Origin of the sequence: Mesorhizobium sp. WSM4307, from assembly GCF_007003945.1 — a bacterium.
Taxonomy (GTDB): Bacteria; Pseudomonadota; Alphaproteobacteria; order Rhizobiales; family Rhizobiaceae; genus Mesorhizobium.
Genome location: NZ_VFTB01000021.1, coordinates 45,488 through 59,732, shown reverse-complemented (window position 1 = coordinate 59,732; position 14,245 = coordinate 45,488). Strand labels below are relative to the sequence as shown.

The 14,245-nt window shown below is 65.1% G+C and carries 15 protein-coding genes; 6 read left to right on the top strand and 9 right to left on the bottom strand.

The window, feature by feature from the left end; translation table 11 throughout:
• Position 1 precedes the first annotated feature (1 nt).
• Both FJV83_RS34480 and FJV83_RS34475 read right to left on the bottom strand, forming a co-directional pair.
• Entirely contained in the window at positions 2-517 is a 516-nt protein-coding gene (locus FJV83_RS34480; RefSeq protein WP_142886703.1) for a hypothetical protein, read from the bottom strand.
• A 209-nt stretch (positions 518-726) separates the two neighbouring features.
• The gene (locus FJV83_RS34475) at positions 727-1,155 is read right to left on the bottom strand and encodes a VOC family protein (RefSeq protein WP_142886704.1); all 429 of its coding nucleotides are present in this window, start codon (positions 1,153-1,155) and stop codon (positions 727-729) included.
• A gap of 334 nt (positions 1,156-1,489) precedes the next feature.
• Between FJV83_RS34475 and FJV83_RS34470 the strand changes: the two genes are divergently transcribed.
• Positions 1,490-1,744 (top strand): hypothetical protein, encoded by a 255-nt coding sequence (locus FJV83_RS34470; RefSeq protein WP_246691957.1) that lies wholly within the window; start codon positions 1,490-1,492, stop codon positions 1,742-1,744.
• Positions 1,745-1,767: 23 nt separating this feature from the next.
• Here the strand turns inward: FJV83_RS34470 and FJV83_RS34465 are convergent, their stop codons facing one another.
• The 3 genes from FJV83_RS34465 to FJV83_RS34455 form a co-directional block, all read right to left on the bottom strand.
• Complete coding sequence (locus FJV83_RS34465) at positions 1,768-2,937, bottom strand: PLP-dependent aminotransferase family protein (protein ID WP_185973442.1); 1,170 nt, start codon at positions 2,935-2,937, stop codon at positions 1,768-1,770.
• Between the two features lie 169 nt (positions 2,938-3,106).
• Positions 3,107-3,559, bottom strand: coding sequence for a GNAT family N-acetyltransferase (locus FJV83_RS34460; protein WP_142886707.1), 453 nt, complete (start codon positions 3,557-3,559; stop codon positions 3,107-3,109).
• A gap of 207 nt (positions 3,560-3,766) precedes the next feature.
• A complete protein-coding gene (locus tag FJV83_RS34455; protein ID WP_185973439.1) occupies positions 3,767-4,519 on the bottom strand; it encodes a pyridoxamine 5'-phosphate oxidase family protein in 753 nt (250 codons plus the stop codon).
• Positions 4,520-4,593: 74 nt separating this feature from the next.
• Between FJV83_RS34455 and FJV83_RS34450 the strand changes: the two genes are divergently transcribed.
• The gene (locus FJV83_RS34450; RefSeq protein WP_246691956.1) at positions 4,594-5,967 is read left to right on the top strand and encodes a PLP-dependent aminotransferase family protein; all 1,374 of its coding nucleotides are present in this window, start codon (positions 4,594-4,596) and stop codon (positions 5,965-5,967) included.
• Positions 5,968-5,971: 4 nt separating this feature from the next.
• Here the strand turns inward: FJV83_RS34450 and FJV83_RS34445 are convergent, their stop codons facing one another.
• Complete coding sequence (locus tag FJV83_RS34445) at positions 5,972-6,430, bottom strand: hypothetical protein (RefSeq protein ID WP_246691955.1); 459 nt, start codon at positions 6,428-6,430, stop codon at positions 5,972-5,974.
• Positions 6,431-6,571: 141 nt separating this feature from the next.
• Between FJV83_RS34445 and FJV83_RS34440 the strand changes: the two genes are divergently transcribed.
• The gene (locus FJV83_RS34440; RefSeq protein WP_095787822.1) at positions 6,572-7,165 is read left to right on the top strand and encodes a DUF922 domain-containing protein; all 594 of its coding nucleotides are present in this window, start codon (positions 6,572-6,574) and stop codon (positions 7,163-7,165) included.
• 6 nt (positions 7,166-7,171) lie between these two features.
• On the opposite strand, the gene FJV83_RS34435 is transcribed toward FJV83_RS34440, so the two are convergent.
• Complete coding sequence (locus FJV83_RS34435) at positions 7,172-7,705, bottom strand: alpha/beta hydrolase (protein WP_095773771.1); 534 nt, start codon at positions 7,703-7,705, stop codon at positions 7,172-7,174.
• A 108-nt stretch (positions 7,706-7,813) separates the two neighbouring features.
• Here FJV83_RS34435 and FJV83_RS34430 point away from each other — a divergent pair, with 108 nt between their 5' ends.
• The 3 genes from FJV83_RS34430 to FJV83_RS34420 all read left to right on the top strand — a co-directional run bounded on the left by FJV83_RS34430 (position 7,814) and on the right by FJV83_RS34420 (position 12,240).
• Complete coding sequence (locus tag FJV83_RS34430) at positions 7,814-8,296, top strand: Lrp/AsnC family transcriptional regulator (RefSeq protein WP_095774013.1); 483 nt, start codon at positions 7,814-7,816, stop codon at positions 8,294-8,296.
• A 67-nt stretch (positions 8,297-8,363) separates the two neighbouring features.
• The gene (locus FJV83_RS34425; protein ID WP_142886710.1) at positions 8,364-9,644 is read left to right on the top strand and encodes a cytochrome-c peroxidase; all 1,281 of its coding nucleotides are present in this window, start codon (positions 8,364-8,366) and stop codon (positions 9,642-9,644) included.
• 160 nt (positions 9,645-9,804) lie between these two features.
• Positions 9,805-12,240 (top strand): EAL domain-containing protein, encoded by a 2,436-nt coding sequence (locus FJV83_RS34420; RefSeq protein ID WP_246691954.1) that lies wholly within the window; start codon positions 9,805-9,807, stop codon positions 12,238-12,240.
• Between the two features lie 38 nt (positions 12,241-12,278).
• Here the strand turns inward: FJV83_RS34420 and add are convergent, their stop codons facing one another.
• Complete coding sequence (add, locus tag FJV83_RS34415; RefSeq protein WP_142886711.1) at positions 12,279-13,271, bottom strand: adenosine deaminase; 993 nt, start codon at positions 13,269-13,271, stop codon at positions 12,279-12,281.
• Positions 13,272-13,439: 168 nt separating this feature from the next.
• Positions 13,440-14,144, bottom strand: a complete 705-nt coding sequence (locus FJV83_RS34410) for an SDR family oxidoreductase (RefSeq protein WP_095773769.1) — start codon at positions 14,142-14,144, stop codon at positions 13,440-13,442.
• Positions 14,145-14,245 lie beyond the last annotated feature (101 nt).

Here is a 14,245-nt window from a genome sequence, read left to right as displayed (position 1 = left end):
CCTACTCGGCCTTCGTCCAGCCGAAGACCATCCAGGCGTATTTCGATTTCTCGTCGGGCTCGGCGGTGTAGGTCATCTGGATGTCGCCGTCCTTGGCGTAGATGTCGAGCCTGGGCGCCGTATCCAGCTTGAGCCATAGCGAGCTCTTGCTGAAGGACCAGGTTCCGCACCAGACGCAGGCGCCCGACGCCGCGTCACCCGGCTGATGGAAATTGTAGCGGCCGTCCGCCGTGATCTCCAGATAGTCGAACGCGCCGTAGAAGGCGGTCACCGTCTGCTGAAACTCGGCGGCCGCCGCTTCCTGTTCGGGCGTCGGCGCATCCTTCATGTCGCGCGGCGGGCGGATGGCCGAGCCGCTGAGCTTCCATTTGCCGACAAAGTCCTTCTTGGTCGGAAGATATTCCTCCTGAGCCTGCGCCGATGAAATATAAGAAACCGATAATATGCTTGTCGGCAAGATGGCTCCGCCCGCAAGTAAAAGCGCGGCAGCGCAGATTGCCCTGGTCGATTTTTGCATGAAATATATTTCTCCACGATGGGAAAGGATGTCTCGGTCCAGTGGAAATTTAGGGCGTACCTTGCCTGGACGCCGATTCCCACCGCCTTTGCACGGTTAGCATTGGGGCCAGCGACCTGGCAACGACGGGACGCCGTCAATCCCCGTTGGGTCAGCACGCGCGCAAAATGCAGCCGGCCGGCGGCCGCGGCTGCGTTCGATGGAAGCCCCTAGAAGGTGATCTTCACCGAAGCGACGCTGCGCGTATGCGCACCGTGATGGACGGCCTCGATGTTGTTGCCGTCGGGGTCGAGCAGGAAGGCGGCGTAATAGCCGGGATGATAGGGCCGCTCGCCCGGCGCGCCATTGTCCGTGCCGCCGGCCGCCAGCCCGGCCTTGTGGAAGGCATCGACCATCGCGTGGTCCCTGGCCTGGAAGGCCAGATGGTGACGGCCGGTGAGTTTTCCCAGCGAGGCCCGGCTGTCGGCGCTGGAGATGAACAGCTCATCGGACCAGAAATAATCCTTGCCAGTCCCGCCGATCGGCACGCCGAGCACCTGCAAGACCGCCTCGTAGAAACGCCGGCTGGCGGCGAGATCCCTTACCACCAGCTGGATGTGGTCGATGAGCCGGCCGCGATGCAGTTCCTGGGTTTCCACGAAAATCCTCCTCGCAATGTTGCAAATCTAAATTCGCTTGGGGCGCCGTCAATGCGGGCGGGCGCAGGCTACTGACAGCCGCTGCCTTCCGGCGTCGCCGCCGAAAATCCCGCCCTTCGGTCCTCTGCAAATGAAAAGCCCGCCGGAGAGGGGAACCCGGCGGGCTTTGGAAGGCCTCGTTGACCAGGCCTTCGGATGTCTGCGGGGGATCAGACACCTAGGAACACCTGTCGGCTGAAGAGGTTCCACGCCGATCTTTTTTCGGGAGAAAATTCTCCTGACGGGAACTTTCCGATCAAACCGGAGTTTCGTGGCGCGGCGGGAGGAACCACGATTGGATTGTTTTGAGAGACTGGAAGCGCTTATCGACAGCGCCGGGGCCGGCGACGTCGAGGAGGCAAACGCCTTGCTGCGGCGCTTCAAGGGCAAGTCGCAGGCGGTCGCCACGGCAATCGACGAGTTCATGCTCGACTTCGTGACATTGGTCTTCGTCGTCGAGACCGGCGAGGAAGATTTTGAAAAACCGCTCCGCAAACTGGCGCGCACCAGGCTTGCGATACTCAGGCACCTGGTCACCGTGACGGCGTAGAAATGCCGCCTTCCGCGACCGGCCTACTGCTTCAGCAGCGCCGCCAGCCGTGGAATGCCCTCGGTCACCGCGCGGCGGTCGGCCAGCGTGAAGGACAGCCGCAGCGTGTTGCGCCCGGTGCCATCGGCGTAAAAAGCGTTGCCGGGCACAAAGGCGACGCGCGCCTCCTTCACCGACCGCGCCAGGAGTTCGGTGGCATCGGCGCCTTCCGGCAGCGTCGCCCAGACGAACATGCCGCCTTCCGGGCGGCTCCAGGTCACGCCCTCCGGCATGTTGGCTTCGAGCGCGCCGAGCAGGCCGTCGCGGCGCTCGCGATAGGCGCCGATGAGTTTGTCGACCTGGCCGTCGAACACGGATTCGGCGACGCGGTGCATGACCAGCTGGTTGATCGACGGGCTGTGCAGGTCGGAAGCCTGCTTCATCAGCACCAGTTTTTCCACCACATGGCGCGGGGCGCACACCCAGCCAACGCGCATGCCCGGCGACAGGATTTTCGAGAACGAGCCGCAATAGAGCGTGCGCGCCTTGTCGATAGAACCGCAGCGCGCGCAATCGAGCGCCAGGATCGGCGGCACGCCCTCGCCGTCATAGCGCAGCGCGCGATAGGCGGCGTCCTCGATGACGGCGATGTCGAGTTCGCCGGCAAGGTCGAGCACCGCCTCGCGCTGCTGGCGGTTCAACGTCTCGCCGGTCGGGTTGGCGAAATCCGGCACCAGATAGGCGAACTTGACCTTGCCGCCATTTGCGGCGGCCGCCGCGCGATAAGCGTCCGGCGTCATGTTGCCGCCTTCCGGCCGCAGCCGGTCGTAACGCGGCTCATAGGCATTGAAGGCCTGCAGCGCGCCGAGATAGGTCGGCCATGTCACCAGCGCGGTGTCGCCCGGCGACAGGAACAGCTTGCCCAGATAATCCAGCGCCTGCTGCGAGCCGGAGGTGATGAAGATGTTGGCCTCGTCGCAGGCGACGTCGAGCTTGCCCATCTGCCCGGCGATCCAGCGCCGCAACGGCAAGTAACCTTCCGACACCTGGTATTGCAGTGCCGCGCCAGCCTCCGCACCGCCCAGCACCTCGGCATAGGCATCGCGGATGGCCTCGGCCGGAAACAGCGCCGGATCGGGAATGCCGCCAGCGAAGGAGATGATGTCCGGCTGGTCGAGCAGCTTCAAGAGTTCGCGGATTTCGGAGGCCTTCATGCGCGACGAGCGCGAAGCCAACAGGTTCAAAAGGGTCAAGTCACGCCTCCCCGGACGATTCCTATATAGGTCAATGTAGCTGACCTATATCCGCTTTGTCAGGTAATTTGAATAGTGCCTGAAAGCCTTCCGCTATACGCCAGTCGCCGCAGGGGCGGAACGGATGCGCCTAAAGGCCCTTCTTGTAACCAATATGGCTGCCGGTGAAGCCGAGGTTTTCATAGAAGCGGTGCGCATCCGCCCGCCCCTTGTCGGTGGTCAGTTGCACGAGGCCGCAGCCGCGCGCCCGGCACTGGTCGATCGCCCATTCCAACATTAGCCGGCCAATGCCACCCGAGCGCCGATGGCCGGCGACGCGAACCGCCTCGATCTGCCCGCGCCAGGCGCCCTTGCGCGACAGCCCGGCAAGGAAGGTGATCTGCAACGTGCCGATCACCTCGGCTCCGTCCACGGCCACCGCCAGCAGCTGGTTGGGATCGGCATCGATGGCAGCAAAAGCATTGAGATAGCCCTGTGCCAGCGGCAACGAGGCATCCTCGCGGGCGGCGCCCAGCGGATCGTCGGCCAGCATGGCGACGATCGCCGGCAGGTCGGAGGCTTGCGCCTTGCGTAAGGTGATCATGGCGCCGGGATAGCGCGAGGCAGTGGTGGCGGCAAGGCGGCTTCTTCCTTCCCCCCTTGTGGGGGAAGGTGGATCGGCGCGCAGCGCCGAGACGGATGAGGGGTGTTCCAGCGGAGTGAGGCGTCGGCACTCCCTGGAACACCCCTCATCCGACCTCGCTTCGCGAGGCCACCCTCTCCCGCAAGGGGAGAAGGAAGAGGGCGCTAGTTACCCCTCGCCCTCATACACCCTTTGCGCCTTTATCAGCGCCTGATCCAGCCTCTCGCCCTCGGCGTATCCAGCCAGATTCCGCGGCCGCTCTATGCCGGGCAGCAGCCTCGGACACGGCTCGGCCGCGCCGATCACCGTCCGCACCGGGATGACGCCGGCCCACACCGGATGGCCATAGTCCTCCTCGTCGTCGCCGACGCCCTTGGCGCGCACCTTGGCTGACGCCTCCTCGATGCGCATGCCGATCACCATCGTCGCCTTGGCTTCCTGCGCCGAGATCGGCCGCAAGGTTTCGCTGCGGCCGGGATAGAAGCGGTCGACGACGCCGGCCAGCGCCTTCATCTTTTCCTCCGGCTCATCAACAATCCGCGCGGTGCCAAAGCACATCGCCGAGCGGTAGTTGGCGGAATGGTTGAAGCCGGTGCGCGCCAGCACCAGCCCGTCGAGATGCGACACGGTGAGACAGGCCGGCGTGCCGCCGCGCAGCTGGCGAAGCATGCGGCTGGCCGATGAGCCGTGCCAGTAGAGCATGTCGCCCTCGCGCCAGTGAATGGTGGGCGTGCAATAGGGCTGGCCGTCGAACGTGTAGGCGACGTGGCAGAGCAGCCCGGCATCCAGCACCGCGAAGACGGCCGCATGGTCGTAGCTGCCGCGCTCATGCAGGCGCTTGACCCGATTGCGGCTGGTGGTCGGAAAGCTGGCGGAGACGTCGTTCACGGCTTGCATCCTCGGCTGTTGTCTGCCAACCATGCGCCATAGCATTGGTCGATAAAAGAACCAATCAGGGAGATAAAATTCAGACCAATCCGCCGGATTGGTCGGCGTTGATCCCGGTCCTGCCGGGCGACGGCCCGCGCAGCCGCGAGCTCTACGCCGCACTCAGGCGGCTGATCGAGACCGGCGCGCTGGCCGCCGGCGCCAAGCTGCCGACCACCCGCGACCTTGCGCAACGTTTCGGCCTGTCGCGTTCTGCGGCGGTCGCCTGTTTCGAAATGCTGATCTCGGAAGGCTTTGCCGTGGCCAAGGTCGGCGCCGGCACCTTCGTCGCGCCCGACGTGCCATATCTGCCGACAACGCTGGCCAAGGCGCGTCCGCCGGAGATCGACGCCGCCACTTCGCTGCCTTGCGGCCTTGGCGTGGCGGTGTCCGACCCGCGCACGCTGAACCTGTTCCGCATCCTACTGTCGCGCCACCTCGCCCGCCCCGGCCCCGAACATTTCCGCTATGGCGATCCGCGCGGCGGCCTTCCGCTGCGCAGCGCGATTGCCACTTATCTCAGAACCGCGCGCGGCGTGCGCTGCGACGCTGGCCAGATCCTGCTGACCTCGGGCACGCAGCAGGGGCTGGACCTTCTGGCGCGCGCGGCACTTCGCCCCGGCGACGCCGTGTGGCTGGAAAACCCCTGCTATCCCATGGCGCACGCCGCGCTGGCCGGCAGCGGCGCCGGCATCGTCGCCGTGCCGGTCGACGCCGAAGGGCTCGATCCCGAGATCGGCGAACGTCTCTGCCCAAAGGCACGCGCGGCCTATGTCACGCCCTCGCACCAATATCCGCTCGGCGTGACCATGACGATGCGCCGTCGCCTCGCCTTGCTCGACTGGGCGCGGCGCAACGATGCCTGGATCATCGAGGACGACTATGACAGCGAGTTCCGCTATGCCGGCCCGCCGCTGACCTCGCTGCAAGGCATGGATGGCGCGGGCCGCGTCGCCTATCTCGGCACCTTCTCCAAGGTCCTCTTCCCCGGCCTGCGCATCGGCTATGTCGTGGTGCCGGAACCGTTGCTCGATGCCGTCATGGCGATCAGGGCGCGCTCGGACCGTTACCCTTCGACGCTGGCCGAGGGCGCGCTGACCGACCTGTTGAACGAAGGCCACTTCGCCGCGCATCTCAGGCGCGTGCGCCGCCGCGTGCAAGCCGCGCGCGACGTGCTGGTGGCGGGGCTGCAGGCGCATTGCGGCGACAGGCTCGATGTGACGGTGCCCGAACAGGGGCTGCACCTGATGGCGATGCTCAGGGGCAACGGGCCGGACACGGCGATCGTCGAGGCGGCGAAGGCGGTGAGCGTCGGCGCGCGAGCGCTGTCCGCGATGTTCTTCGACGGCGCGCCGAAGCATGGGCTGGTGCTGGGTTTTTCCGGGTTTTCGGATGAGCAGTTGACGGGAGCGACGATGCGATTGGGCGGAGTGATGCGGTAACCGCTCAATCCGCATCAGCGGCAGGCTTCGCCTTCCCGCACTGCGCCAGCACTTTGCCGATGGCCCCCTTCGAACCCTTCAGCGGAAAACTGCTCGAACCATATTTGGCCGAACTGACCGTCACATCCCCCTTCCCCCGCAGCAGATCGAGCAGCGGATCGGCTTTGGCCAGGTCCACCACGAAGTAATTGTACATGGCCTCCAGCTGCAGCGTCCTGGTCACCGTCTTGCCGTCGGCCTTGAAATCGAACGCGCCGCTGAGGCCGGGCTCGAGTTGCTGGCCGCTGGCACCGAGGTCTAAGCTCAGCACCGGCTTGTCGAAACAGGCCAGCATCAGATGCGCGTCGCCTTTTGGTCCGCCGCAGACCGAGGCGGTCAGCACGCTGCCGCCCTCGTCCTCCTCCATCTTCGCGCCCCAGCCGCTGCACGACGCGGCAAAAGCCGGCTGCGCGGCCTGCAGCATAGCCACGGCACCGGCGACGACGAGATATCCAGCTCTCATGAGTTCCCCCTGACAATTGCGGCGTCCGCCGGCAGCATATAGGAAAAGCGAGCCGGTGGCATTGCCCGTTGTGGCAAGGTCGGTCCCGCCTTGGAGAGCGTTGTGTTGAGAGTTCGCCTGTGTCTTCTGCTGGCCGCACTGGTGGCCTTGCCTGTCACCGCCCATGCGCAGTGGAAGCCGGTCGAGAAGGTCGAGACCTACGCCATTTCGGGCCAGTCCGGGCCGGAACTCTATCGCTCGATCGGCGAGAACGGGCCGAATGTCGGCGTCGCCCGCGCCATCGCCCACACCAATTTCAAGCTGACCTGGACCAGGGACTATCAGGCGCGGGCCGGAGCCTGCGTGCTGGTGTCGGCCAAGCCGAAGCTGATCATCACCTACACCTTGCCCAGCCCCTCCGCGCCGCTGCCGCCTGCCATCCAGAAGAACTGGGAGGTTTTCCTCGCCGGCGTCAGCGCCCATGAGAAGGTGCATGGCGCCACCATTGTCGACATGGTGCGCAAGATCGAGGCTGCGACCGTCGGCCTGACGGTCGCCGACGACGCCAAATGCAGCAAGATCCGCGCCGAGATGACCAAGCGCCTGTCCGCGCTCTCGCAGGCGCAGCGCCAGGCCAGCCGCGATTTCGACCGTGTCGAACTCGGCCCGGGCGGTAATCTGCAGAAGCTTATCCTTGCCTTGGTGAATGGCGGCTGAGCGCCCTCAAGCCTCGCAAACCAGTCCGTCGAGAAGTTTGAGACCTTCCGGCCAGTCGCCCAGGCCGCTTTCGGCATTGATGTGGCCGAGCGGCCCGATCACGGCCAGGCGGCTGCCCCATTGCGTCGCCCGCGCCTCGGCATACTCCTGCGAGCCATAGGGGTCGTTGGTGCTGGTCACCACCAGCGAGGCAAAGCGCAGCCTGCCCTGCGGAATCCGCGCGAAGGCCATGCCATATCCGGGAAAGACCGCCGACGCCGGATCGGGAACGCCGACCAGCAAGGCCGCCTTCACGGGCCTTTGCGAAATCTTCTGCCAATGCGCGACAAGCAGGCAGGACAGGCTGTGCGCGACCAAGACAGGTGGCTCGGGCGCCGCGATCACGGCAGCCTCCAGCGCCGCCAGCCAGTCGGTGAAATCGGGCAGGTCCCAGCTTGAGGGCTGGAAGCGCCGCATCGCCGGATCGGCGCGTTCCCAGCGCGATTGCCAATGCGCCGGGCCGGAACCGCCGCTGCCCGGCAGGATGATGAAATACGTCATGTCGCCTTGCTCCTATCGATCACAGCTGCATGGTGGCGGCTTGCGCTGGCATCGGGAATGGGAAATCATCGGAAAAGTCATTTCCTCGCCGATGGATTCAAGGTGACCATGAAGACCAGCGATGAGCGCGCGCCGCTCGACCCGACCGACATCGCCATCATCGAGGCCATGCAGGAGAACGGCCGCATCGGCATATCGGAGCTCGGCCGCCGGGTCGGCCTGTCGCAGCCGGCAACCTCCGAGCGGGTGAAGCGGCTGGAGGAGCGCGGCGTCATTGCCGGCTACACCGCGGTGATCGATCCGGCGGCCCTTGGCCTCGGCATGATGGCCATCATCCGCGTGCGCACCACGCATGAGCACATCCGCCCTTGCCTGAAGCAGTTCGCCGAAATGCCCGAGATTACCGAGGTGCACCGGCTGACCGGCGAGGACTGCTTCATCCTGAAAGTGGTGGTGCCCTCGCCCGCCCACCTTGAAACCATCGTCGACGCCGTGGCGCGCCATGGCGCGGTCACCACGGCGCTGGTGCTGCGCAGCGAGACGCCAAAGCCGATCGGCCGCGAGCTGATCCGCGCGAACACGGTTTCGTGAGGGTCGAACCAGTCATCAATCCGTTGCAGTGCGAACCTAACTGCTGAGCGAAATGGACATGGAATTCATGACGACAGGACGAGGCAAACGCCTGATGATCGCGGCCGCCGCCGCATCGTTGTTCGGCCTTGCCATCGCTTTGCCGGCAAGCCTTGTCCGCGCCGGACCAGGCAGCGTCCACCCCGGCCCGCTATCGCGCGCCGACGCCTTCGCCCGAGCCGAGGCGCTGACCGCGCTTGGCCGCAAAATGTTCTTCGATCCCGCTCTCTCGGCCTCCGGCAGGCAGGCCTGCTCGTCCTGCCATGACCCGCACCATGCCTTCGGTCCGGCCTCTGCAGCACCCGTCGAGATGGGCGGTGCAAACCTCGACCGGCCGGGCGTGCGCGCCGTGCCGTCGCTGCGCTATCTCCAGGCGGCGCCAGCCTTCACCGAGCATTTTTACGATTCCGAGGACGAGGGCGACGAGAGCGTCGACAATGGCCCGACCGGCGGCCTGACCTGGGACGGCCGCGCCGACCATGGCAAGGACCAGGCGAAAATCCCCCTGCTCTCGCCCTTCGAGATGGCCAACAAGGATGAGGCCGCCGTCGCCGCGGCCTTGCGCAAGGCGGCCTATGCCGGCGACTTCAAGGCGGCCTTCGGCGACGACGTGTTTGACCGCGCGCGCGATGCCTTCGACGCCGCCGCCGAGGCGCTCAGCACCTTCGAGCAGAGCGCTGCCGATTTCTATCCCTATTCCAGCCGCTACGACGCCTTCCTCGCCGGCAAGGCGCAACTGACAGCGCAGGAATTGCGCGGCCGCGCGCTGTTCGAGGACGAGACCAAAGGCAATTGCGCCAGCTGCCACTTGAGCGAACCGGCCAATGACGGCGAGCCGCCGCAATTCACCGATTTCGGCCTGATCGCCATCGCCGTGCCGCGCAATGCGGCGCTTCCCGCCAATGCCGACCCCGCCTATGTCGATCTCGGCCTGTGCGGCCCGCTGCGCACCGACTTCAAGGCGCGGACCGAATATTGCGGCCTCTTCAGGACGCCGACCCTGCGCAACGTCGCGCTGCGCAAGAGTTTCTTCCACAATGGCGCCTTCCACACGCTGCGCGACGCGGTCGCCTTCTACGCCAGCCGCGACACCGATCCCAGCCATTGGTACCCCAGGAACGTCGACGGCACGGTCAGGAAATATGACGATCTGCCAAAGGCTTACTGGGGAAACTTGAATCAGGATCCGCCCTTCGACGGCAAGAAGCCCGGCGACAGACCGGCGCTGAACACCGCCGAGATCGACGACATCGTCGCCTTCCTGGGCACGCTCACCGACGCCGACCAGCGGGCGGGGCCAGCGAACTGAACCGCCTTGCCCGGTGCCTGTCCGCCGACGAAAAGAAGGTGCCTCGATCTTGCCGGATTGGACGCGCCGCAATGCCTGGGACCGGTAAAGAAAGACATATCCCATTAGCGCTTCCTAAACCGCCTTGCGGTATTCCTCGTCACTCGATGGTGGGACGCAGATGAACGCATTCAGGCGAGCGGCCGGATTTGTTGTGATCCTGTTGACCGGGGCGGCGACGCTGGCGGCGTTGCACATCGATGCCCAGAGAAACTTCGCGCTGGCCAAGGAGCGCTATGTCGAGAACTCCCAGGCGGCTTCCAGAGCGGCCGCCAAGACCGTCGAAGACGCCTTGCGGGCCGTCTACGAGAATGTGCGCACCCTGAGCTATCTGCCGAGCGTGCGGAACCTTGACCGGCATGGCACGAACCTTGGCGATGAGGGCCGCGCGACGATCCAGCAGATTTACAACAACCTCGCCAACAATGTCTCGATTTCCGAGGTCTACTTCCTGCCGCTGGATTTCAACCCGGACCGCTTCGATACGGTGACCGGCAAGCCCGAGGAGCCGATCCTCCAGTTCGACCAGTTGATCGTGAATGCCAAGGCGAGATCTGATGCCGCTGGCGGCGCCAAACAGGCGAAGCTGGACGAGAATGCCCTGATCCGCCCCCCGGAAGAGGTCGAGACCTATGAATACCATGAGCTGGCCAAACAGCTCGCCTGGCTGAAGACGAACTATCCGAATTCGAGCGCCATCGACGGGTTGAACGTGCCGATCATCGGCACGAAGGAGCTCATCACCTGCGACAACACCGATTTCATCCACACCGGCAATGATGCCGACCGCTCAGGCTTCATCCTTTCGGTCCCTGTCTTCGGCCAGGATGGCAGCCTGCGCGGCTCCGTTTCGGCGATCATGCTTACCTCGGCGCTGCGGAAACTATTGCCGGGCAGTGACTATGTCATCGTCAATTCAGGCTACGGCTTTGAATCCGACCAGCACAAGATGTCGACAGCCCTGGCGGCGGATTCCCGTGCCTTCACGGCGGCCGACCCCAATCTGATCTATTCCGAAGTCATCCCGCTCTCGCTCAACGATCCCAGGAGCGCATGGCGTCTTTGGGCCGGGTTCCCCAACAGCCGCTTCGACGACAACCTGGACGTCCAGTCCGTGCGTGAATTCGAGTTGGCCGGTTATGCGGCGGTCGCGGTGGTCACGCTGCTGGCGCTGACCTGCTGGTACGCGATCGGGCGCACGATGACGATGCAGGTCGAGGCCGCCGAGACCCTTGAGCGTCGGGTCGAGCAACGCACCGCCCAGATTCAGCATCTCGCCACGCACGATATTCTCACCGGCCTGCCCAACCGGGGCCTCCTGGCCGACACGATGGACGAGGCATTGCGAAGCCTCAGGGACGACGAGAAGCTGGCCGTCCATTGCGTCGATCTCGACCGTTTCAAGCCGGTCAACGACACGCTCGGCCATCCGGTCGGCGACGAGCTGCTCGGGGCGGTGGCGAAAAGGTTGAAACACCATGCCGGCGAAACCGCCATGGTGGCCCGAATTGGCGGGGACGAGTTCGTCATCCTTCAGCTCCTGCTCGACGGCAACGACGAGGCCGGCGTGCTGGCAAGCCGCGTCATTCATGCCCTGTCCGACGAATTCTCCATCCATGGCCACAAGATCAACATCGGCGGCAGCATCGGCATCGCCGTTTTTCCCGACGACGGGCGAAATTCGGAAACCCTTATCCGCAATGCCGACCTTGCCTTGTACAAGGCCAAGATGGAGGGCCGCGGCACCTGCAGGTCGTTCGAGCCGGGAATGGACGCAAGACTGCAGGAGCGGCGCCAGCTCGAATCCGAACTCGCGCTCGGCGTGAAGAACGAACAGTTCGTCCTGCATTATCAACCGCTGCACGACGCAAAGACCTCGCAGCTCACCGGCTTCGAAGCGCTGGTGCGATGGAACCATCCGCGCCTCGGCCTGCTGGCGCCGTCGGAGTTCGTCCAATTGGCCGAGGAGACAGGCGCCATCGACGCGCTTGGCGAGTGGATCTTGCGGCGTGCCTGCGCCGACGCCGCGAAATGGCCCCAGCCCGTCAAGGTTGCGGTCAATCTTTCGCCGGCCCAGTTCAAACAGCAGGGGCTGTCGCTTCAGGTTGCCGCGGCGCTCGCCGCGTCAGGCCTGCTGCCGTCACGGCTCGAACTGGAGATCACCGAGTCGGTGCTGTTGGCCAACAACGAAAACACTCTGAACACGCTGTACAGCCTGCGCGACCTCGGCATCTCCATCGCCATGGATGATTTCGGCACCGGCTATTCCTCGCTGAGCTATCTCAGGTCGTTCCCGTTCAACCGCATCAAGATCGACCGCAGCTTCGTCAGCCTGATGTGCGAGAGCAATGAAAGCCGGGCGATCGTCAAGGCCGTCGCCGAACTCGGCACCACACTTGGCATGACGACGACCGCCGAAGGCGTCGAGACCGAGGACCAGTACAGGCTGGTCAAGGAGAATGGCTGCACGGATGTCCAGGGCTGGTATTTTGGCCGCCCTATGCCGGTCTCCGAGCTTCATGCGCTTTTCGACCAGCCGGAAGCCCTGACCGCGTAATCTGCCAGACGGCACGATGGCGAAATCGGCAGCGGCCCCTAGCTCCGCCAGGCCGCCAGATCGGTCAGGATCCGCGCCTTGAGCGCCGGGTCGGCATAGCTCGCCTGCACCGATGTCGCGGCGAGCTGGCGGATGGTTTCGTCGTCCCAGGCGAAAGCCTCGGCACAGGCCGCGTAGGAGGCTTCGAGCGTGGTGCCGAGCAGCGACGGATCGTCGGTGTTGATCGAGACCGGGACACCGGCCTTGCGCAAGGCATCGATCGGATGTTGCGCAAGCGACGGATAGACGCCGAGCACCAGATTGGAGACCGGACAGATGCCCAGCGGAATCTGCCTCTGCGCCAGCAAGTCGATGAGTTCCGGGTCCTCGATCGCCCGCACCCCATGGTCGATGCGGTCGGCGCCCAGCAGATCGATGGCGTCGCGAACACCTTCCGGGCCGCTCGACTCGCCGGCATGAACGGTGCGCCGCAAACCGGCCGCGCCGGCCCGGCGAAACGCCTCGGCAAAGCGCGGGCCGGTGCGGCCGGCAGCCGCTTCGTTGCCGTCGATCGACAGGGCGACGACACGCCTGGGCCTGATCCCGCCCAGCAACTCCACCAGCTCGATCGCCTCCGCCGCCGACTGGGTGCGCAGCAGGCTGACGCAAAGCCCGACCGGCGGGTGCCCATCCTGTTCGGCGGCCGCGAAACCCGCGTCGAACGCGTCGATCATCCCCGCAATGTCCTTGTGCCAGTGCGGCCAGTGCGTCGGGTTGACGATGACGTCGGCGTAGCGCACGCCGCTTCGGCCCATGCGGTGCGCGAACTTGTAGGCCGTGGTGGCGAGCTGCTCGCGCGTACGAAAAGTCCCGCACAGCCAGTCGAGCATCTCGAGGAAGCTCTTGAGATCATGGGCTTCGAAAAGCCTGTCGCGCGGCGCGCGCAGCGGAATGCCGGCTTGCTGGCAGTTCCTGATCACATCGTCGGCCTCGAAACAGCCCTCGATGTGGATGTGCACCTCGGCTTTCGGCAGTCCGATGAAATCGGTCAATGACGCCTCCCCCTCTTGGCCGGAATCATCAAACCATGAAACGGCTGGTGCCGGCTTCAAGAAATGATTGAAAGAATTGCGCATCGGCCGCGAGGGTGGCAGCGCCTCCCCGAACCTCGTTCCTCGCCCACTTCCCTGGAGGCGAGGAACCCAAGCCCGGTCGACGCCTCACAGCGCCCGGATAACACCGCCATCGACGCGGATGTTCTGGCCGGTGATATAGCCCGCCCCCTCGGACGCCAGGAACGCAATCGTCGCGGCGACCTCCTCCATCGTGCCGTAGCGCTGCATCGGCACGTTGTCGCGGCGCTCTTCGACGGTCGGCAGGCTGTCGATCCAGCCGGGCAGCACATTGTTCATGCGCACATTGTCTGATGCATAAGTGTTGGCGAAGATCTTGGTGTAGGCGGTCACACCGGCGCGGAACACGGCCGAAGTCGGGAACATCGCGTTCGGCTCGGCGACCCAGGCCGTCGAGATGTTGATGATGGCGCCGCCCTTCTGCTTGACCATTTGCGGCGCCACGATGCGCACCGGCCGGATGACGTTCATCAGATAGACGTCCATGCCGGTGCGCCACTGCTCGTCCGTGATCTCCAGGATCGGCGCGCGCGGCCCGTGGCCGCCGCTGTTGACCAGCACGTCGATGCGGCCAAAATGCTCCAGCGTCAGGTCGACGAGGCGCTGCAGGTCGTCATTCGACTGGTTGGAGCCGGTGACGCCGAGCCCGCCCAACTCGTTGGCCAGCGCCTCGCCCTTGCCCGAGGACGACAGGATGGCGACCTTGAACCCATCCGCCGCCAGGCGCTTGGCCGCCGCCGCCCCCATGCCGCTGCCGCCGGCCACGACAACAGCCACTTTTTCTACACTCATCGGATTTTCCTCTCAGGGTTGGCAGGCACCGCAACCGGTGTTTTCGGGATTTGAACGGTGATATAGCTGGTTCTGCCGCTCGGTTCGAACCAGAATGCCTG